General features: G+C 44.8%; 18 protein-coding genes and 2 pseudogenes. 3 read left to right on the forward strand and 17 right to left on the reverse strand.

Annotated features, from left to right (window positions below; all coding sequences use genetic code 11):
* Positions 1-22: 22 nt before the first annotated feature.
* Positions 23-241 (reverse strand): hypothetical protein, encoded by a 219-nt coding sequence (locus tag AR442_RS15610; protein WP_014419056.1) that lies wholly within the window; start codon positions 239-241, stop codon positions 23-25.
* Positions 238-783 carry a flavodoxin family protein gene (locus tag AR442_RS15615; RefSeq protein WP_022553894.1) on the reverse strand — a complete coding sequence of 182 codons (546 nt, stop codon included), beginning with the start codon at positions 781-783 and terminating at the stop codon, positions 238-240. Before AR442_RS15615 ends, AR442_RS15610 begins: the two co-directional genes overlap by 4 nt.
* 122 nt (positions 784-905) lie before the next feature.
* On the opposite strand from AR442_RS15615, the gene AR442_RS15620 reads away from it, so the two are divergent.
* A complete protein-coding gene (locus AR442_RS15620; RefSeq protein ID WP_017418769.1) occupies positions 906-1,787 on the forward strand; it encodes a LysR family transcriptional regulator in 882 nt (293 codons plus the stop codon).
* An 86-nt stretch (positions 1,788-1,873) separates the two neighbouring features.
* Here the strand turns inward: AR442_RS15620 and AR442_RS15625 are convergent, their stop codons facing one another.
* The 15 genes and pseudogenes from AR442_RS15625 to AR442_RS20375 form a co-directional block, all read right to left on the reverse strand.
* Positions 1,874-2,590 (reverse strand): endonuclease V, encoded by a 717-nt coding sequence (locus AR442_RS15625; protein ID WP_053285349.1) that lies wholly within the window; start codon positions 2,588-2,590, stop codon positions 1,874-1,876.
* Positions 2,591-2,630: 40 nt separating this feature from the next.
* A complete protein-coding gene (locus tag AR442_RS15630) occupies positions 2,631-3,131 on the reverse strand; it encodes a hypothetical protein (protein WP_032863848.1) in 501 nt (166 codons plus the stop codon).
* Positions 3,132-3,322: 191 nt separating this feature from the next.
* Positions 3,323-3,763 carry an SMI1/KNR4 family protein gene (locus AR442_RS15635; protein ID WP_014419060.1) on the reverse strand — a complete coding sequence of 147 codons (441 nt, stop codon included), beginning with the start codon at positions 3,761-3,763 and terminating at the stop codon, positions 3,323-3,325.
* Between the two features lie 421 nt (positions 3,764-4,184).
* Positions 4,185-4,650, reverse strand: a pseudogene (locus AR442_RS15640) (DUF6985 domain-containing protein).
* Between the two features lies 1 nt (position 4,651).
* Positions 4,652-5,196: pseudogene (locus AR442_RS21005) on the reverse strand (HNH endonuclease); the annotation flags it as partial.
* A gap of 160 nt (positions 5,197-5,356) precedes the next feature.
* Complete coding sequence (locus AR442_RS15655; RefSeq protein WP_012118628.1) at positions 5,357-5,662, reverse strand: hypothetical protein; 306 nt, start codon at positions 5,660-5,662, stop codon at positions 5,357-5,359.
* A gap of 16 nt (positions 5,663-5,678) precedes the next feature.
* Positions 5,679-7,424 carry a ribonuclease YeeF family protein gene (locus AR442_RS15660; protein WP_014419064.1) on the reverse strand — a complete coding sequence of 582 codons (1,746 nt, stop codon included), beginning with the start codon at positions 7,422-7,424 and terminating at the stop codon, positions 5,679-5,681.
* Positions 7,425-7,443: 19 nt separating this feature from the next.
* Complete coding sequence (locus AR442_RS15665; RefSeq protein ID WP_007614257.1) at positions 7,444-7,704, reverse strand: YwqI/YxiC family protein; 261 nt, start codon at positions 7,702-7,704, stop codon at positions 7,444-7,446.
* On the reverse strand, positions 7,704-8,138 hold the full coding sequence (locus AR442_RS15670; protein WP_014419065.1) for a coiled-coil domain-containing protein: 435 nt from the start codon (positions 8,136-8,138) through the stop codon (positions 7,704-7,706). Before AR442_RS15670 ends, AR442_RS15665 begins: the two co-directional genes overlap by 1 nt.
* A gap of 280 nt (positions 8,139-8,418) precedes the next feature.
* Complete coding sequence (locus AR442_RS15675; protein ID WP_014419066.1) at positions 8,419-9,207, reverse strand: YwqG family protein; 789 nt, start codon at positions 9,205-9,207, stop codon at positions 8,419-8,421.
* 63 nt (positions 9,208-9,270) lie between these two features.
* A complete protein-coding gene (locus tag AR442_RS15680) occupies positions 9,271-10,596 on the reverse strand; it encodes a UDP-glucose dehydrogenase family protein (protein ID WP_014419067.1) in 1,326 nt (441 codons plus the stop codon).
* 199 nt (positions 10,597-10,795) lie between these two features.
* Complete coding sequence (locus AR442_RS15685) at positions 10,796-11,560, reverse strand: tyrosine-protein phosphatase (protein ID WP_014419068.1); 765 nt, start codon at positions 11,558-11,560, stop codon at positions 10,796-10,798.
* 45 nt (positions 11,561-11,605) lie between these two features.
* Complete coding sequence (locus AR442_RS15690) at positions 11,606-12,295, reverse strand: CpsD/CapB family tyrosine-protein kinase (protein WP_014419069.1); 690 nt, start codon at positions 12,293-12,295, stop codon at positions 11,606-11,608.
* Positions 12,282-13,028 (reverse strand): protein-tyrosine kinase activator TkmA, encoded by a 747-nt coding sequence (gene tkmA / locus AR442_RS15695; protein WP_007407552.1) that lies wholly within the window; start codon positions 13,026-13,028, stop codon positions 12,282-12,284. Before tkmA ends, AR442_RS15690 begins: the two co-directional genes overlap by 14 nt.
* A 215-nt stretch (positions 13,029-13,243) precedes the next feature.
* Positions 13,244-13,387, reverse strand: coding sequence for a YwzD family small protein (locus AR442_RS20375; protein ID WP_003151259.1), 144 nt, complete (start codon positions 13,385-13,387; stop codon positions 13,244-13,246).
* Positions 13,388-13,590: 203 nt separating this feature from the next.
* Here AR442_RS20375 and AR442_RS15705 point away from each other — a divergent pair, with 203 nt between their 5' ends.
* Together AR442_RS15705 and AR442_RS15710 are read left to right on the forward strand one after the other, a co-directional pair.
* Entirely contained in the window at positions 13,591-15,201 is a 1,611-nt protein-coding gene (locus AR442_RS15705; RefSeq protein WP_014419070.1) for an SWIM zinc finger family protein, read from the forward strand.
* Positions 15,188-17,962: a DEAD/DEAH box helicase gene (locus tag AR442_RS15710; RefSeq protein WP_053285348.1), complete on the forward strand. Its 2,775-nt coding sequence runs from the start codon at positions 15,188-15,190 to the stop codon at positions 17,960-17,962. Before AR442_RS15705 ends, AR442_RS15710 begins: the two co-directional genes overlap by 14 nt.
* The last annotated feature ends 68 nt before the right edge of the window (positions 17,963-18,030 follow it).

Below are 18,030 nucleotides of genomic sequence, written 5' to 3' on the forward strand. Positions count from 1 at the left end.
AAGCACCTGGACAGGTGCTTTTTTATTTTGGCCCAGAAATACCATTTGATATGACAACTGTTTCTTCGCCTGCATCACTCTTGATGATTTGCTTGACTTGCAGCGTTGCGCCTGCCATTCTCACAAATTGCTGAACCTGAGGCGAATTGGTTTCAGCCTGTACCCAAACAGAAGTCGGCGCTTTCCAAGCTAAAAAGAGTGCGAGAATCAACATACCAGAGATAACCAGCAGCAGCTTCATATCGCATCACTTCTTTTCAATAAACGGCTCGCCGCGCTCAGCGCCTGATGATCATGAAGAATATCACCGGGACGATTGCCTTCTCCCAGCACATAGCCTTTAAAGGACATCCCCATAAAATGAAAAATATGTTCAAATTGCTGAATCAGCGGCAGCCCTTTTAGTTTAGGATTGTCTCCTCCCACTGCTGTTACATATGCCTGCTTCGCTGACATTTGCTGTTTAAAATCAGGAAATCTCGGATCTCTTAACGTCTGTGACCAGCGATCAATAAACAGCTTTAATGTCCCTGACATGCCAAACCAATAAATTGGGGTGGCGAATACAAGAATATCGCACGGCAATATCCGCTCAATAATAGAATCGCAGTCATCTTGAACAGGACGAAAGCCGCCTTGGGCGTGACGCAGATCTTCAATTGGCTGGAGCCGATATTTCCGCAAATGAATGTGCTCCGCATCGAATCCTTGAACAGCCTTCTCCGCAAGAATATCCGTATTTCCGCCAGACCTCGTTCCGCCATGAATAACCGCAATTTTCATGATGCATCTGCTCCTTTGTTTACGAATGATTTTCTTCATCATATAATGGATTCATCAATCAATACAGATGATTATTTCGATTATTCCAATCGGTAAAACCGATTTAGAAAGGGCGAGAACATATGGAATTGAAGCAGCTGATCACCTTTATTACCGCAGCAGAACATGTAAACTTCACCCTAACCGCCAAGATGCTTAACTATGCACAATCAAGCGTTACCTCTCAGATCAAATCACTTGAAGAAGAAATCGGGACTCCTTTATTTGAACGGCTCGGCAAGCGGCTCATCCTGACAGAAGCCGGCAAAACGTTCAAATCCTATGCGGAGAAGATCATTGCGTTAACAGAAGAAGCAAAAATGGCCGCAAATCAAGTAAGAGAAACAACCGGAACGTTGAAAATCGGCGCGACGGAAAGCCAGTGCACATACCGCCTTCCGCCTATCATAAAAGAATTCAAACAGGCTTTTCCTCAAGTAAAGCTCATATTCAAACCGTATGTGTCCAACGAACAAGCGAAAGAACAGCTCTTACAGGGCCAGCTTGATATCACTTTCATTTTGGATGTGAACCGGACGGAAGACGCACTGCACGTTGAATCTTTGATTCAGGATGAAATCAAAATGGTAGCCGCCAATGACCATCCTTTTCCAGCAGACTCACCAGCAACATTGAAAGACCTTCAAAACGAAACCCTTCTGCTGACAGAGGACGGCTGTTCATACCGCACGCTCTTTGAGAACACTTTACATGACGCCGGAGTCTACCCTAACAAATTAGAATTCGTCAGCATAGAAGCCATCAAACAATGCGTGATGGCCGGACTTGGAATTGGACTATTGCCTGAAATGACAGTAAAAGACGATATTGCCGAAGGACGGATGAAAGAACTCAGCTGGCAGAATGAATGCCCTGTTTTTACTCAATTAGCATGGCATAAGGACAAGTGGATGTCTGCGCCATTAAAGGCTTTTATCGATTTGACGCGAAAAACATTCAAATAAAAACCTATCTGCAAGGACGACAAAGTTTTTAATAAAGCAGACACCAGGCATACAAAAAAACACTTGGTGGCTTAGAGCCCCAAGTGTTACACGTGATTTTTCCGATAAAACGTTCGCAAAACATGCGTTTCAAGGTCAGCCAGACGGACAGGGATCGGCAGCCTGCTTTCTTGATTGATCAAGCTCATCGTGATCTGATAGCTGCTTTCTAAATCAATGTCATGTCCGCAAGACAAAAAGATAGGCTTCACGTCCCGCCGCGTTCGCAGCGCCCGTCCATATACCTCGCCGTCAATGATAATATCGGTGTATGCGCCGACTTCATTTTCAGGCGTCACGAAATCGCAGCCTTTGATTTTGAGATAGGTTTTCGCAATCCCTATCGTCGGCTTACCCAGAAAAAAAGCCGCATGGGTGGCAACGCCCATATGATTGTAATGCAGATACCCGTTGCCATCAAACAAAAACACATCCGGCTCCGCCTCCAGCTTTTCTGCCGCTTCAATGATCAGCGGCAGCTCGCGAAACGCAAGAAAACCGGAAACATACGGCACGCTGATTTTCCCCACGCTGTGCACTTTTTCAATCACTTCTTTTGTATCAGCGTCAATCACGATGATACTGCATACGCCGTACGGTTCCCCGTCCTGCTCCCAATAAGCGAGGTCGACGCCTGCGCAGGTGTTGACGGAGTCTGGATGGATGACGGGGGATAGGTTGATTTTATGTATTAGGGATTGTTGTGTTCGAACAAAATCCGATTCATCTTTTAGATCAAAATCGTGAATTTGATGTATTTTCATTTCACTTGTTTTCCTCGTTTTCATTTCTAAAATCGTCTTTTCAATTCAAGTTCTTCATTTCGATATACAACGCAATAAAACTTCCATAAGGATAATCTCCATCCCAGCCACATGGAAAATAGCCCGCTTTATAAATTTTGAAAAGTTTTCCAAAAAAATTGTCTGTTTTCCCGTTTACTGCTCTATTTATTGCACAATTATTTAGATCTGCTACGATCTCTTCAAGAAAAGTATTAAATTCAGTCGTAGCACTTCTGACATTTTCCGAAAAAATTTTCAGAAGCATGTCTAGGTTTTGTGGTTTTTGATCATCGTTTAATTCATAAAATTTTCCCCATACCTCACTCATCTCGTTTTCTTTTATATCTTTCCACGCATATTCATCTTCACCAATTACATCTTCGTAAGCATAGTACTTAGCTTTTTCTTCATCATTAATAATTTTAGTAAAATAAGAGATATCATGTGATGCAACTGCTTTAAAGGTTTTGGAAAAATCAATAACTTCTTTTACCTGATTATGATAATGTCCGTATTTCATTACTTTATACACCTTTCCTAAGTACAACCGTAGGGTTACCAACTCTCCGGTAACCGGAACGCAGCCTAAAGCCAAATAAATTATTCGGAATTCACAAAACAGAAAACAACAATTCACCTATGAAAAAACCTTGAAAGGCTTCAGCAGCCATCAAGTTTAATTAATTCTTCTAGCCATTCCCTCTTATAAGTCTAATCCTCAATTAAATCAAGATAATATTTATCATTTTTCATAAGCTCTATTAAAAACTCTTCTAATGAATCTGCAATTTTTATATCATCGTAATATATTGAATTGTTTTGTTCATTGCCTAATGCAATTAACAATAAAGCACTTTCATTTTCTTCAAAAAAAATCAATTTATCTTCTTCAAGTTCCTCATAAACTTCTATATCTGGATAAAACTCAAAGTCATTAACTTTTAATCTTGCATCTCTAATTGAAGCAGGTCCAAGAATGCGATTAATATTATATTCTGATTTTTTCAGAAAGCCGTAACCAACCTCTAGAAGAAACTGTCTCAAATCATAAGGTAACCTTAAACCTAACTTATTTTCTACTTCTAAGATTTCATTCTCACTTACTTGATAAAATGTATTTTCTTTGTAAGTTTTAATAAAATCATATTTCACAATTATTTACCTCCTTTGAGTGGAGAGTTTTTCTCCTGTGACGGGTTCATAGCCCAACAGACATTTAAGTCATCTTAAACAGAAAATAACAATTCATTTGTAAAAAAACCTTGAAAGGCTTCACTAGCCAATCAAGGTCAATTAATTCTTCTAACTATCCCATTTTTAAGTACCATTAAATTTATAAGTTTTTGGTAACAGTATGACACCTTTTATATGTCGTGACAACTACTACGTTAAAACTTGCGAGTTTGTACGAGTTTGTTAGTTTCATATACATTCCATGTGTTTATATCCACCACCCAGTATAAAAAGTGATCTCGCCTAAGCTCGTACTTCGTTTTCTATTCTATCATTGCACACAGTACTCCATGATGGTACAACCATCATGGAGTTTTCACTTTACTTTTAGCAGCCTATTTTAAATTGCAACATCCTGATAACCTACTTCAATTATTTTTTCATTTAATAGACGAAGCCCTAATCCATTTTCTGTATCCCATGAACAGTTAAATATAATTCCAATATCTCGTCCTTCAAAAATATCCGCATATGGAACAACAATTCCATCTAAAGTTATCATTTCTAGTATTTGATCAGGTGTTTCAATTAATGGATAATTTTATGTAATTCAATATCATAACCCAGTTCATGTCGCTTCTGTTTGTAATAGTCTAATACTGATTGCAATAAATTTGGCTGTAAATCCTCCCAATTCTGCATTAATGTTTGATATGCCATATACTGTTCTTCATCAAACTCTCCATCTTCTTCACCGTCTATCATCAAAGAGATCTCAGATTCTTTTCCAAAAAATGAATAATGGTATCCTTAACCCAACCATACTCATATTCAAGTTCACCAAAAATTGGATCGTTTATAGCCATTTTATATCTCCTCTTTTTGTTTATTAGCAAACCCTCCAGGTTTAAAAGCTCCTGCGTTTATTTCTCCTACACCACCAAGGTGTCCGAATTCACTATTTATTTTTGTTGGCACAAGTTGCATTGTTTTAACATCATTTAATTCATGCCATGTTAATTTATTTTTTTCTCGATATTTTTTTATATCTCTTGCACTAATTTTACCAGATTCCATCCAAATTGACTTGCTAACTCAGGTGAGCCATTAATTTGGTCAGCTAATTTTTGATCTGATTGAACAAAATTAGCTCGTCTGGCTTTCCCCCCATAAGTTCCTTTTCCTCCAAGCATATAGTTGATTTCAACTTGTGCTTTTGCTATTGGTGAAAAATCAGGTACTCCATTTTTATATTGAATACCTTTTATACCAGCCTCATCTAATATGCTTTTCAATTTAGGGTCTGGAGGTTTAAGCGTACTTAAAGATTCTCCCCTAATTCCTTCAAATTCAATCTTTGGATTGATCTGTGCAGGTGTTTGATTAATCCTTGATTCATACGATAGGGCATACATTTTAAAGTTATTTGTACGCACTCTATAATTTGGTAAAACATCATATAAGGCTTATAAGGATCACCTCTACTCTCTAAATAGAAAACAGTTTATTCGGCACTCACCCCCACTAAAAAAGCCTTAAAAGAAAATAAAAATCTTTTAAGGCTTTTCATTACTAGAGGTTATTGATTTTGTCTTTATAAACTTTTAAAATTGTTGTGTTTAAATCACTGATTTCTGAGAAATGCCATTCAAACGTCGTTAGAATTCTATGAAGTTCAAATAACATTTTCTCTATTTCATCACCATCGTTCTTATCCAATGAACCAAAATTGTTTAATATAATATCTAAATCTCTAGTTAACACCCTAAAATCCTCAAGGTTCTCGTACTGTTCATCTAAATCTTCTTTATTTACAATATTAATACTTGAATTAAGTTTATCTAGTATGTCCAATATTCCTTCTAACTTTTTATCCATATAAATTCCTCCACTATTATTTCCACCCCTTAACTACTCGTCCAAGTGCTTTCTTAGTCTTGTCAGGGTTTAAAGTACCATCTAAATTCAATACGTATTTCACATTTCCCGTCTTATCTATTACTTCTAAATGGTCTTTGTGTAATGCGTCAAGATAAACTCCATAACCCTTTTTCAGATATTGGTTATCAGTTTTCTTTTCCACCTTATATATTGATTGTCCATCGTACTTTACTTTTGATTTTGATAAGGAATTACTTATTTTTTTTCCAAATTCCATATCAAAAAACTCATTCATATTTGAAACAGGTTTAACAATACCCTTAATACCTTTACCACTACTAGCCATCTTCACAATTCCAAGATCCTTCACAGCCGTCTTTTCCACATCTACACGAACTGTCGGAATTCCGAACGTGAAGCCATCCGGAGTTACAGGGCGTTCTGCATACACGCGGACGTTGGTTGGGACTTTGAATTGTTTAACTTTTTCTAGTGTCTTGTTAGCTTTTTGAACTTTTGAATGGGTTGCAAGCGGTATGCCTTTGTTTACATGCTTCGCCAATGCACCGGCTCCAACCATACTCAGCGCAGCTTCCAGCGCCCCTTGCTTCCGCTTCTCCTCAGACACTTTGTTTCCGAACATATCTCTGCCTGTGACGGCTTCTGTGAATCCGTTTGAGGCAACAAGGCCGTATGCGCCCATTTCTGTCATTTTGAGAATGTCTAAGGATTTTCCGGTTTTATAGGCATCTAAAGCATGTTCTGCGGCAATGACGGTTTTTCCGGTTTTGTAAATGGCTTTTCCGCCTTTGAAAGCGCGGCCCGCCCAGCCGACGACCGGTATGAATCCGGCGGCGGCCATCGCTCCTGCTGTGACGCGTTCTGCGGTGGAGAGTTTTTCGCCGGTCACCGGATCAACGCCTTCGGCTGCTCTTTTATAATCATAATAGCCGGTGACTTCGCCGGTAAAGTTGCAGATGCCGTCCCATGTTTTTTCGTACCATGGTTTATTGGCTTCTTCTTCAGCCTTTTCCTGAAGCCGTCTTGCTTCGGCCTGCTGGGCTTTTGCGTCAATATAGTCCGTTCCCTGTTTTTCTGTCGCCATGACGCTTTTGTAGATTTCATTGCTGTGGAAAGCTTTTTTGTCATAGTACATAGGGGATGCGCTTTTCCCGTTGCTGGTGGCCTGCATGAGAACGGAATATTTGCTGAGCACTGCGTTGTCCAGAGATTCTAAGTTTTGATATTCAGCGGTCAGGGATTCATCAAGCGTATCGACTGCCGTGATCGTGTCGCGTCTGGTTTTCTGGGCATCGCCCATTTTATCAGCGTAATCATCCAGCGTATATGTGTCGAGATGAATAATATCGCTGATGCCTGACAAAATTGAATCGATTTCTGCTTTATGAGCGGAGACAATCTCTGAAGCTTTCAAATCCGCATTGGGCAGCTCATGCTCCAAAAATGAAGTCTCCACATATGTATCGCTGAGTTCTTGATCTTTAATGTCACCTGAAATGCCATTTAAAAACGCAATTTGAGCAGAGACAAGCGTCAGCCAGCTGTCGGCGATTTCCGCTTGTCCCTGAAAAAAATCTTTTATATTGTCTGCGCCTTTCCCTTTCAAAGCATCACCCAGATCGGCCACGCCTTGAAAGGCTTGTTTGAGCGCCCGCAGCTGCTCTTCAAGGGCTTCGTATTGTTTCTTTCTCTTATCTGCTTCGTCCGTTAACGATTGTGATTCAAACACTTTGCTCATCGGCAAGTCCTTTCTTTCGTTATTTTACGGCGATCGCCTCGTCCTGTTCTTTCAAAGAATCTACGTTGTCTTTAACGTCCGCGATATTCTTATGAACGGCCTGCTTGTATTCGCTGATCATCGATACAAGCTTTGCCTCGCGGGATTGGTACTTGGAGGTATAGTCGAGCTTGTTTTTTCCGTTTGAACCGGCGTTCCCGATCGAAACGGCCTCCAAAGCGCTGCTGACGGATTCAAGCTGCTTCATGACGGCTCCGTATTTGAGTTTTATTTCTGCCATTAAAACCAACTCCAGCTTCTTTTGATTGATTGTATTTTTTCTCCGACCGTGTCAAGGGCTTCTTCTCCCAGCGTCAGCAGGTGCTCTGCCTCTCTCGCGATGCTTCTGGCGGCAAGGAGCCCTCCTTTTTCAATTTCAAGCTGTGTCATCTTTAAGCCGATTCGGTAAATATAACCGTCGTATTTGTCTGTGACGATTCTGTATGCTTCTGTATGGGCCTGGTCGCGCCGGTCATCAAATTCTTCAGCAAAAGTGCCGGTCCAATGATGGTCCAGGTGCGGCTTGAGGATGTCTCTGATTTCAGATACGCCCTCTTCCTGCAGAGATTCTATCTCTCTTTTCGCTTCTTTTAATTTATCAATTTGGTGTTCAACCTCGCCCAGTTTATGGCTGATCGTGCTGTTAATATGGCTTAATGTGCTTGAATGGCTCATCTGTTTTCACCTCGTCTTACGCAAAAAGTCGTACAAAAAGCACAGACTTTTCCATACTATATTTCCATATATTATATTTTAAAATAGACAGAAAGCAGCTTAAATAGGTTAAATGACTTATTTTCAGCAGCCGAGATGCTCATCATTAACGCCAAAAGACTCACATAAACGGCATATCCATTCATTGATCTCCTCTATGTATCCATGATAAATTCCCTAAAAAAAAGGAGACAGTGATGAACCGTCTCCTTTGCCTTGTATCATGATTATCATACTGTCGTTAACTGCAGTCCCAGTTGTACAAAACGTTTGAGAAATCTTTTTTCTTCAAATCTTCCGGTCTGATAAAGAAATTTGCGATTCCCACATCTCCCCACATCGAATCAATGTCATCATCTGAATCAATTTGCAAAAGCAGAATCGTATGGTTTTGATGGGAGTAAGACCGCGGATCTTCCTGGGTGAAGGACGCATAGCCGCCGATTTTATGGCCGAATGCGTTCGCCGTATATTCGTCATACACCTCATCGTCAAACTGCTCGAAATAGTCAAAGGCATCCATCCCGGCATACCGCCCGAATTGAAAATCAGACGGGAGCACCCATTCAGCAGACAGCTCAGGGGTGATCAGCGCTTCGGATTGAATCGGAAAATCGTACTCCTCTTCAACCTGAACGAAAGAAAAATCATCCATGAGCTCCGCTACTTCTGCTGTCACATGTTCAAAATATTTGACGCAGAAACCCGTTTGCGCGCACCCGTCGTCAAAATTCAAACCGTATACGTCATCACTGACCGATATGTAAAACTGAAGAATGCCGGTGTCCGGAAAATCAGGGAGTCCGGGCATATCCGCAAAATTGATTTGAGCGAGAAGCTTCATCGGCCTGCCGCTTTCATCTTTAGGATATGGTTCATGTTTCGGAAAATAGGGGTCTCCGGCCATTTTACTGTCATACCGGCCCGTTTCAGCTTTTTTGACGTGCAGTTTGATAAAAGGCCGTGCTGACGTTTCCAGCAGACCGCGGGATGATTCCATTTGCTTCGGCAATTTCCATGTTTTTTCCACGATAAATATCCCCTTCGTCTCTAATGATTGTATGATAAAAGGCCGGCGCGGTCCGCCGGCCTTTCAAGTGACAGAATCAGTCTGAGGCACGACGGCTCTTCTTCCGATTGAAATATATTCCACGCCCGCCTGTTCCGCTTCCTCAAGCGAGTGGCAGTTTCTCCCGTCGAAAATAACCGGGGTTTCCATCAGCTCTTTGTACGCTTCAAGCGGAAAATGTTTAATTTGTTCCCAATCTGTCAGAATCAGGACGGCATCCGCTCCCCTGACGGCTTCTTCTATGGACTCCCGATAGGAAACCGCAGCCGGAAGCAGTCCGGAAGCCCGGAATGAAGCGATCGGATCGTACGCTGTCATCCGGGCGTCAAGAGCCGCCAGACGATCCGCAATGACAATGGACGGCGCATCCCGCATATCATCTGTATTCGGCTTAAAAGACAGCCCTAATAACGCGATGGTCTTCCCCGTCACTCCGCCGAGCCTGTTCAGCACTTTATCAACCAGCATGGACTGCTGGTTATTGTTGACTTTAATGACGGACTTCAGCAATTCAAAATCATGCTCCACATGTCCCGCAATCTGCACGAGGGCGTTTGTATCCTTCGGAAAACAGGAACCGCCGTAACCGATGCCGGCTCTTAAGAATTGATTGCCAATCCGTTTATCCAATCCCATTCCGTGTGCGACTGATTCCACGTCCGCACCGACTTTTTCACATATATGAGAAATTTCATTAATAAAACTGATTTTTGCCGCTAAAAATGCGTTTGACGCATATTTGATCATCTCAGCGCTTCTGATGTCCGTATGATATACCGGAATCGCAAGCGGCGCGAAAACCCGGTCAAGCGTTTCCCGCGTCTGCCGGTCTTCAGCCCCGATCACGATGCGGTCGCCGTGAAAGGTATCGTGAATCGCTGAACCTTCACGGAGAAATTCCGGATTCGAGGCGATTGAAATGTTCACGTCCGCTTTCAGCCGTGAATGAATAACTTCTCTGATCCTGTCATTCGTTCCCACAGGAACCGTGCTTTTTGTCACGACAATCGCATCTTTAGAAATATGTTCGGCAATCCGTTCGGCGACATTTTCAATATAAGTAAGGTTTGCGTGCCCGTCTTCTTTTTGCGGCGTTCCGACCGCTATAAAAATAACGTCCGCTTCCGCAAGCCCTTTTTCGTAGCTCGTTTCAAATGCCAGCCGATGCCGGCCGATATTTCGTTTCATCATATCTTCAAGGCCCGGTTCAAAGATAGGGGACAATCCCTTTCTCATCTGCTCAACCTTACGTTCGTCAATATCTATGCATGTTACGTCATGGCCGATTTCTGAAAGAGACACTCCTGTCACAAGACCGACGTAGCCTGTTCCGATCACTGTTATTTTCATCGTGTTCCCCCAACCGTTTAGAAATTGCTGCTGGGCAGCTTACCGTTATTATCATATGATCCCGGCGCCGGCGGAATGCCGGAAGCCTGAGGTCATGATAGGAAAAAACGGCGCCGGCCGCTGATAATAGCATAAGCATAAAAGAATCATCTTGCAAAACAGCCGCTTACGCTTCATTTAAACGGGATGGAGACGACGATTAAAAAAGACCCCAGCGCTTACGGCGGGCCACAGGCAGCGGAGGTTCCTTATAAACGGCTTTGTTTTCAGCGAGAAGCGCCGCATTTTCCGTGAGCATGTAAATCAGCTCAGCCCCTGCTTCTTTTTTCAGAACGCCGAGCGCCTCCTGATAATAAAAATTTCTCGGTCCGAGATTATGGGCGTCAGATGCGAGAAAGTGGATCAAATTCGCTTCCATCAGCTGCAGCGAAAAGGATTTCGCTTTCCGCCCGAATACTCCGGCAATGCAGCCGGCCGTCACTTGGGCGGCCGCGCCTTTCTTCACAAGACTGTATAGAACGGAAGGGTTTTCGCGAATTTCCCTGTTCCGCTCCGGATGGGCGATGACGGGGACATATCCGTTCAGCTGCAGTTCATAAAACAGCCTTTCAGCGTAGGCCGGGACATGATCCGCCGGAAATTCCGCCAGCACATACTTCGTATCATGGAGCGGGACAAGCGAGCCGCTTTGAAGACCTGTCAGCAGATCTCCGTCTGTTCTGATTTCCTGGCCGGGCAGAACAGTCAGCGGAATGCCTTCCTTATTCAAACGTTTGTTTAACATGCTGACCGCTTCGTTGACCGTATGTCGGTCCGTGTCATAGCGGTATTTCACATGATGCGGCGTCGCGATGATCGTATCAATCCCCTGTCTGACCGCTTCTCTCGCCATCTTCAGGCTTTCTGTATCATCCGCCGCGCCGTCGTCTATGGAAGGAAGGATGTGACAATGGATATCTATCATATTTCAATCCCTCCTTAAAAAGAATGGACCGCGCCCATTATGACATTATTGTCCGTAATAGGCGTAGTCCGAGTGTTTCGTTTGTTTCTTCCCGTTCATCACGGCCCCAAGGAGCTTGCACGGGCAGTAATCGAGCGCTTCTTTCGCCTTGGCCGCTTTTTCCTTGTCCGTTTTCCCGCTTGAGATCACCATAATGGCCCCGTCAGTGTAGCTGCCTAATATTTTCGTATCGGCTACGGCCAAAACGGGAGGCGTATCCAAAATCACCTTATCATAAACTGCGGCAGCTTCTGACAGAAGATCTTTCATGGCACCCGTCGATAAAAGCTCCGCCGGATTGGGCGGGATCGGCCCGCTCGTTAAAATATCCAGGTTTGCTTCATCAGCCGGCAGGACGGCTTTCTGAAACGGCATCTGTTTTAACAGCAGTGACGTTAATCCGGTTCCGTTATCCAATTTGAAGGTGAAATGAACCGTCGGTTTGCGCAGATCCGCATCAATTAAAAGCACTTTTTTCCCCTGCTGTGCAAATACGACGGCAAGGTTGGCCGCGGTTGTCGATTTTCCTTCTTCCGGGCCGGCGGATGTAATCAAAAGGGACTTCACCTCCGTATCAACGGAAGAAAATTCAATGTTTGTGCGGATCGTGCGATATTGTTCTGAGTTGATGGATTTCGGCTCAGTCATCGCAATCACGCTTCGTTTTCCGGGTTTGTCTTTTTTACGCGTCAACATGTCCGCCCCCCGCTTGTTTGGTTTCCGCCATCCTCAAGTTTTTGGCAACGCTGTCTTTAGTACTGATTGAAGTAACCGTTCCCAGGATCGGGATGCCGAGCAGCGATTCCAGCTGTTCTTCCGATTTGATCGTATTATCCAGATGTTCCAGCAAAAAGGCGAGACCGATTCCGCCCAAAAGTCCGGCGGCAAACGCAATCGCGATGTTCAGCTTACGGTTAGGCTCTGCCGGTGACTGGCTGTCCGCCGCTTCGGCCTTTGAAAGGATGCTGACATTATCCACGTTCATGATGGCGGTGATCTTGTCCTGAAAAACGGCTGCAACCGCATTTGCCATAACGGCCGCCCGCTTAGCATCCGTATCCCTCACGGCAATCGTCACGACTTGTGAATCCTGCTCGCTGGACACCGTGATTTTCGATTCCAGCTCTTTCGAAGTCATGGACAGATGCAGCTGTTTAATCACTTCGTCGAGGATGACCGGGCTTTTGATGATGACATTATACGTGTTGATTAATTGGAGGTTGGTTTGAACGTCATTGAATTGGACTTCTTTTTGATTGTTTTTGGATTGGCTGACCAAAATTTGAGTTGAGTTTTCATAGACCGGCGTAAGAGCGAAGAAACTGATGAGTCCGCCTGCGGCAGATGCCGCCGCGGTAATAATAAGTATAAACAGCAGACGCTTTCTCAGTATTGCGAATATTTCCTTTATGCTTGTAGATTCTCCCATATAACCTCCATATCACTTTCCGCGTATTCCCATTCCCTCCAATGATCTTTTCCAATTACGATTATACAGCTTTAAACTGTCATTTCTAACCTTTTCAAATGACAAAATTCGACAAAAATAGACAATCACTTCAATCTGTTTTATTTTTGTAAGCGCTTTAAATACTGGTGTTACAGGAAGATTAAAAAATCCCGCGGCCAAGAGCCTGCGGGATTTTATGTTGCATATCCATTTTTAATATAAGAAATCAAATTCTCAAGCATTTCTTTTGTGGTCATCTCAGAGGACTGCTCACCGATGTCGTGCGCATGCATTAAAATCTTCAGAAACTCCTCTTGATCTAACTTCGTTTTCTTCATCATTCGTTTCCTTTCGGCTTCCATTAAATTGAAAACAAGATTATTATATGCTGTCGGGTGCTGTTTTGCAATCTCTAATACATCATTCGACACATTCGGGTTTTTATGTCCTTTTTTAGGAAAAACTTTTTCCGGGCCATGTGTTGCGATATAATAGAGGAATTGGAATCTTTTTATTTTGTGACTCGTTAGGAGCGATAATCATGCTTCAGGATATGATTGCTAAAGAAGATGTGCTCGCAGCGGCTGAACAGCTTAAAGAACTTCTTCCTTACAATGAAGACAATGTTCAGCTGATGAAGAAAGCACTCATTTTATATCGGCAGGATTCCGTCTATCGTATACAGGTTCAAACCCCGACAGAGATTTCCGCATATGTGCAGGATGTTGTGCCTGTAAGGGTCACGCTGAACTTATTTTTCATGGTGAAAAGCGGCTGCGCATGCCCGTCTGAGGCGATCTGCCGCCACGTGCTGGCCGTTTTTCTTTACGTATATGCCCAATTCGAGCGGGTCGGTACCTTTACCGAACATTGGCTGGAAAGAGAAAAGCTTGAGGAAAGCAGGGAGCTTGTCCGCCGGCAGTTTCAGGAAAAAGTGCTGCCGAATGAAGAGTCGCTGTCAAGCTGGCTCGCTTTTTTTGATTCGGAATTCTCGCTGTGGGAGGCGCGGACGCCGGCCGGAAGCCAGACGATGCAGGGCCTTTATTACGGCTATCTGTCAGCGCTCAAAAAACACGCCCCGAAAAAACCCGAGCTTAAAAGCTTATATCAGATTCATTCGGCGCTTGCCGTCTGGCTTCACATGTTCACTTTGATTGAGTCAGGCAGATTGGATGCCGAAAAAGATTATTACAGCATCAATCCATACGTGGAACAGCTGATGGATACGATTTATTCCTCCATTGACAGACTGAAAACGTACGCCTTGTCTTTTTCACTCGATCCTTTTTTAGACCGGACGCCCCCGGTGCTCCGCAGACTGCTTGTGAAAGAAGAGCTTTTTCAATACGAACGCCTCCGGGTATTCGGTGAAATGTGGAGCGCGCTTTTGAACCGGCCGAAATGGGTCGCGCGTGAACAGGAGATTCTCGCACAGGAAAGCGGGCGCCGTTTTTCGCCGGAAGTGCGGTTCGGACGGCTTCATCTGGCCTTTTTGCAAAAAGATGATGAAGCGGTCTTCCAAGATATGTCCCGCTTCCCTCCTGAAGCGCTGCCGTATACCTTTCAATGGCTCGGTGAACTCACCGCGAAAAAAGACTGGAAACGGCTGAAAACATGGTATGGCCGGATCGAACCGCTTGCCGTGAACTATACGAAGCTTGATAAGCCGTTTAAAGAAATGCGCGACATCATCGGAGAGCTGTTTGCGCTATTGGCGGATTATGCGCGGCACTCACGGGATGATCAGCTGTTTGAACGGTTTGCTTCCGGCTGCCTTCCCTATACCTTTACCGAATACAGCCAGTACCTGTACGAAAAACGGCGGTACGCGGAGTGGGTGGAGATTCACAGCCTCGTCGGTTTTTCCGTCTGGGAAATCGAAAAGGACATCCTGAAGGAAATTGCCGCCAGTGATCCGGAAGCGCTCATCCCCTCCTATCACCGGGCGGCGGCCTTTTTTATCGACCAAAAAAACCGCAGCGCCTATAAAGAGGCTGCACGCCATCTGAAAAAACTGCGGACGCTTTATAAAAAGGCAAAAAAACAGCAGGTATGGGAGCGGTATATCAGCCGGCTGAGCGCAAGTTACAAGAGGCTGCGCGCCCTTCAAGAAGAATTGCAGAAAGGAAAGTTGATTGATGGCGAGTCTTAAGGAAATTTTCATTCATGTAGAACAAATGGAAGATTGGACATTTACGCTGTCAAGCCATGATGAGAAGGAGCAGCCGCTTACTCTCAGTCAGATGAAGACTCATTTGTTCCAATGGCATGAGTCCACCTTTTACGGAACGTTTCTTGAAGACGTCAGCTTCATAGGCACTCCGGCCGTTCTGCTCAGCCCGTGGATGACCGTCGAGCTGCTCGGAAAAAACTCGTTCAATTCATTCAGCACCGTGCAGCTGACAAAGGAAACGGAACCATTAATCGAAGCGGCTTCGACGATATACGAATTTATTGCCGACGGCGATTTTCTTCCGGACTATGAGGCTTGGCAAAATGGCGTCCTGCGTTTCAAAGACCGCGAGCTTTTGCTGGAAGGCTTTACGGCAGACTGGTTCTCAGCCGCGGTCCAGGACTACATTCAGTACAATGATGACCTGCTGGAAAAATGGCGGCGGATCGAAACCCGTTCGCCGGCCGTTCATACGTTTAAAGGCTCCTTTTTGGATGAAGATGATTTTCTCGAGGGAATCGGCTGGCATGACGATCTGACGCCGTTTACCGTCGGGCTCCGATTAAACGAGCCTGATTTCGACGGTGACGACTGGAAAATCGAAATGTTTTTACGTGAGAAAAAAACCGGCTCCATCACCTTTTTTGACGGACTGAAGGGACTGAAAAAAGCGTGGCAGGCATACAGCGGAAAAATCGCGCGCGAACAGGACCGCTTCCGCAGAACGGTTCCCTGGCTTTCGTTTGATTCAGGAACGACGCTGATATCTGAAGAAGAGGCTTGGATCTTCTTATCGGAAGCGAGTGAGACGCTTGTCGATATGGGTGTGGAGATTCTTCTCCCATCATGGTGGCAGATTGTCCGGGACAGCAATATGATGCTCAAGGCGAAAGTGTCATCCTCCCCGCGGGGCGAGTCCTTCGTCGGCATGAACGCTCTGCTTGATTTCAACTGGAGATTCGCCACTAACGGAATTGAGCTGACAGAGGATGAATTCAATGAGCTCGTCGCAAACAACAGACGTCTCGTCAATATCCGCGGCCAATGGGTGAAAATTGATCCGCAATTTATTAAACAGATGAAAAAACTGATGGAAAAAGCGGAATCTGAGGGCCTCCACATGTCCGACGTGCTGGCGCGCGAACTGATGGATCACGGGGAAAACGGAGCCGAGGACACGGACATCATTGACTCATCGGCATTTGCCGGGATCAAGATCGAATTATCAAAGCATCTCAGAAGCCTGATCCGCAAACTGACGGAAGCCCGGGATCTGCCGGAACATGAAGTCAGCGCCGCGTTTCAGGGCCAGCTCCGCCCTTATCAGATGTACGGCATGAACTGGCTTCTGTTTTTACGGGAAAACGGCTTCGGCGCCTGTCTCGCAGATGACATGGGACTTGGAAAGACGATTCAGATGATCGCTTATTTTCTCCATGTGAAGGAAAGCGGCCGGCAAAAAGCGCCTGCCTTAATCATTGCACCGACATCGGTGCTCGGCAACTGGCAGCGTGAGCTCCAGACCTTCTCGCCGCAGCTGAAGGCCGTGCTTCATTACGGCCCCCGCAGGCCGAAGGGGGAAGCATTTGTCCCGGCCTATCAGGACGCGGACGTCGTTCTTACTTCTTACGGCCTCTCGCACGCCGATCAGGAAGAGCTTTCTTCCGTGACATGGAGCACCATCTGCCTTGATGAAGCGCAAAATATTAAAAACGCGCATACGAAGCAGTCCCGCGCGATCAGAAAGCTGAAAGGCGTCCATCATATCGCGCTGAGCGGAACACCGATGGAAAACCGCCTGACAGAGCTTTGGTCGATCTTTGATTTTATGAACAAAGGCTATCTCGGCAGTCTGACCGGCTTTCATAAACGCTATGTGCTGCCGATTGAGAAAGACCGTGACGAAAAAAGAATCAACCAGCTTCAGCAGTTAATCCGGCCGTTTTTACTGCGCCGGACAAAACGGGATGAAGAAGTGGCGCTTAATCTTCCTGACAAGCTGGAACAAAAAGAGTTTATCCCGCTCTCAGCCGAACAGGCATCCCTTTATGAACAGCTTGTCAAAGATACATTTGAACATATGGCTTCTCTGACCGGGATGCAGCGGAAAGCGCTGATTTTGAGCATGCTCGGCCGCTTGAAACAAGTATGCGACCATCCTGCGCTCTATTTGAAGGAAGAACAGACAGAGCTGTTAAACGGGAGATCCGTCAAACTGGAAAAGCTGCTTGATTTAATGGCGGCGATCCGCGGACAAGGGGAAAGCTGCCTCATTTTCACCCAATACATTCAGATGGGCAACATGATGAAGCGCCTCCTGGAAAAAGCATTCGGAGAACCGGTTCAGTTTTTAAACGGAAGCCTGTCCAAGCAGGAACGCGATTCTCTCGTCGAACGGTTCCAGAAGAAAGAATACCCGACGCTGATTTTGTCACTGAAAGCGGGCGGAACCGGCCTGAACCTGACGGCTGCCAACCATGTCATTCACTATGACAGATGGTGGAATCCGGCGGTGGAAAACCAGGCGACCGACCGCGCCTACCGAATCGGCCAGGAACGGTTCGTCCATGTTCACAAACTCATTACGACGGGAACGATTGAAGAAAAAATTGATGCCATGCTAGAAACGAAACAAACGCTGAACGATCAGATTATCCAAAGTGAAAATTGGATTACCGAGCTGTCATCCGATGAGCTTGAAGAATTATTCACCCTCAGCGCATCGGCGCAATCACATTAAACGCAAAAAGACCGGCTCTCTCAGAAGAGCCGGTCTTTTATGTCGTCCTTACTGTTACGCCGCATTTG

This window comes from Bacillus velezensis, from assembly GCF_001461825.1.
Classification (GTDB): Bacteria; Bacillota; Bacilli; order Bacillales; family Bacillaceae; genus Bacillus; species Bacillus velezensis.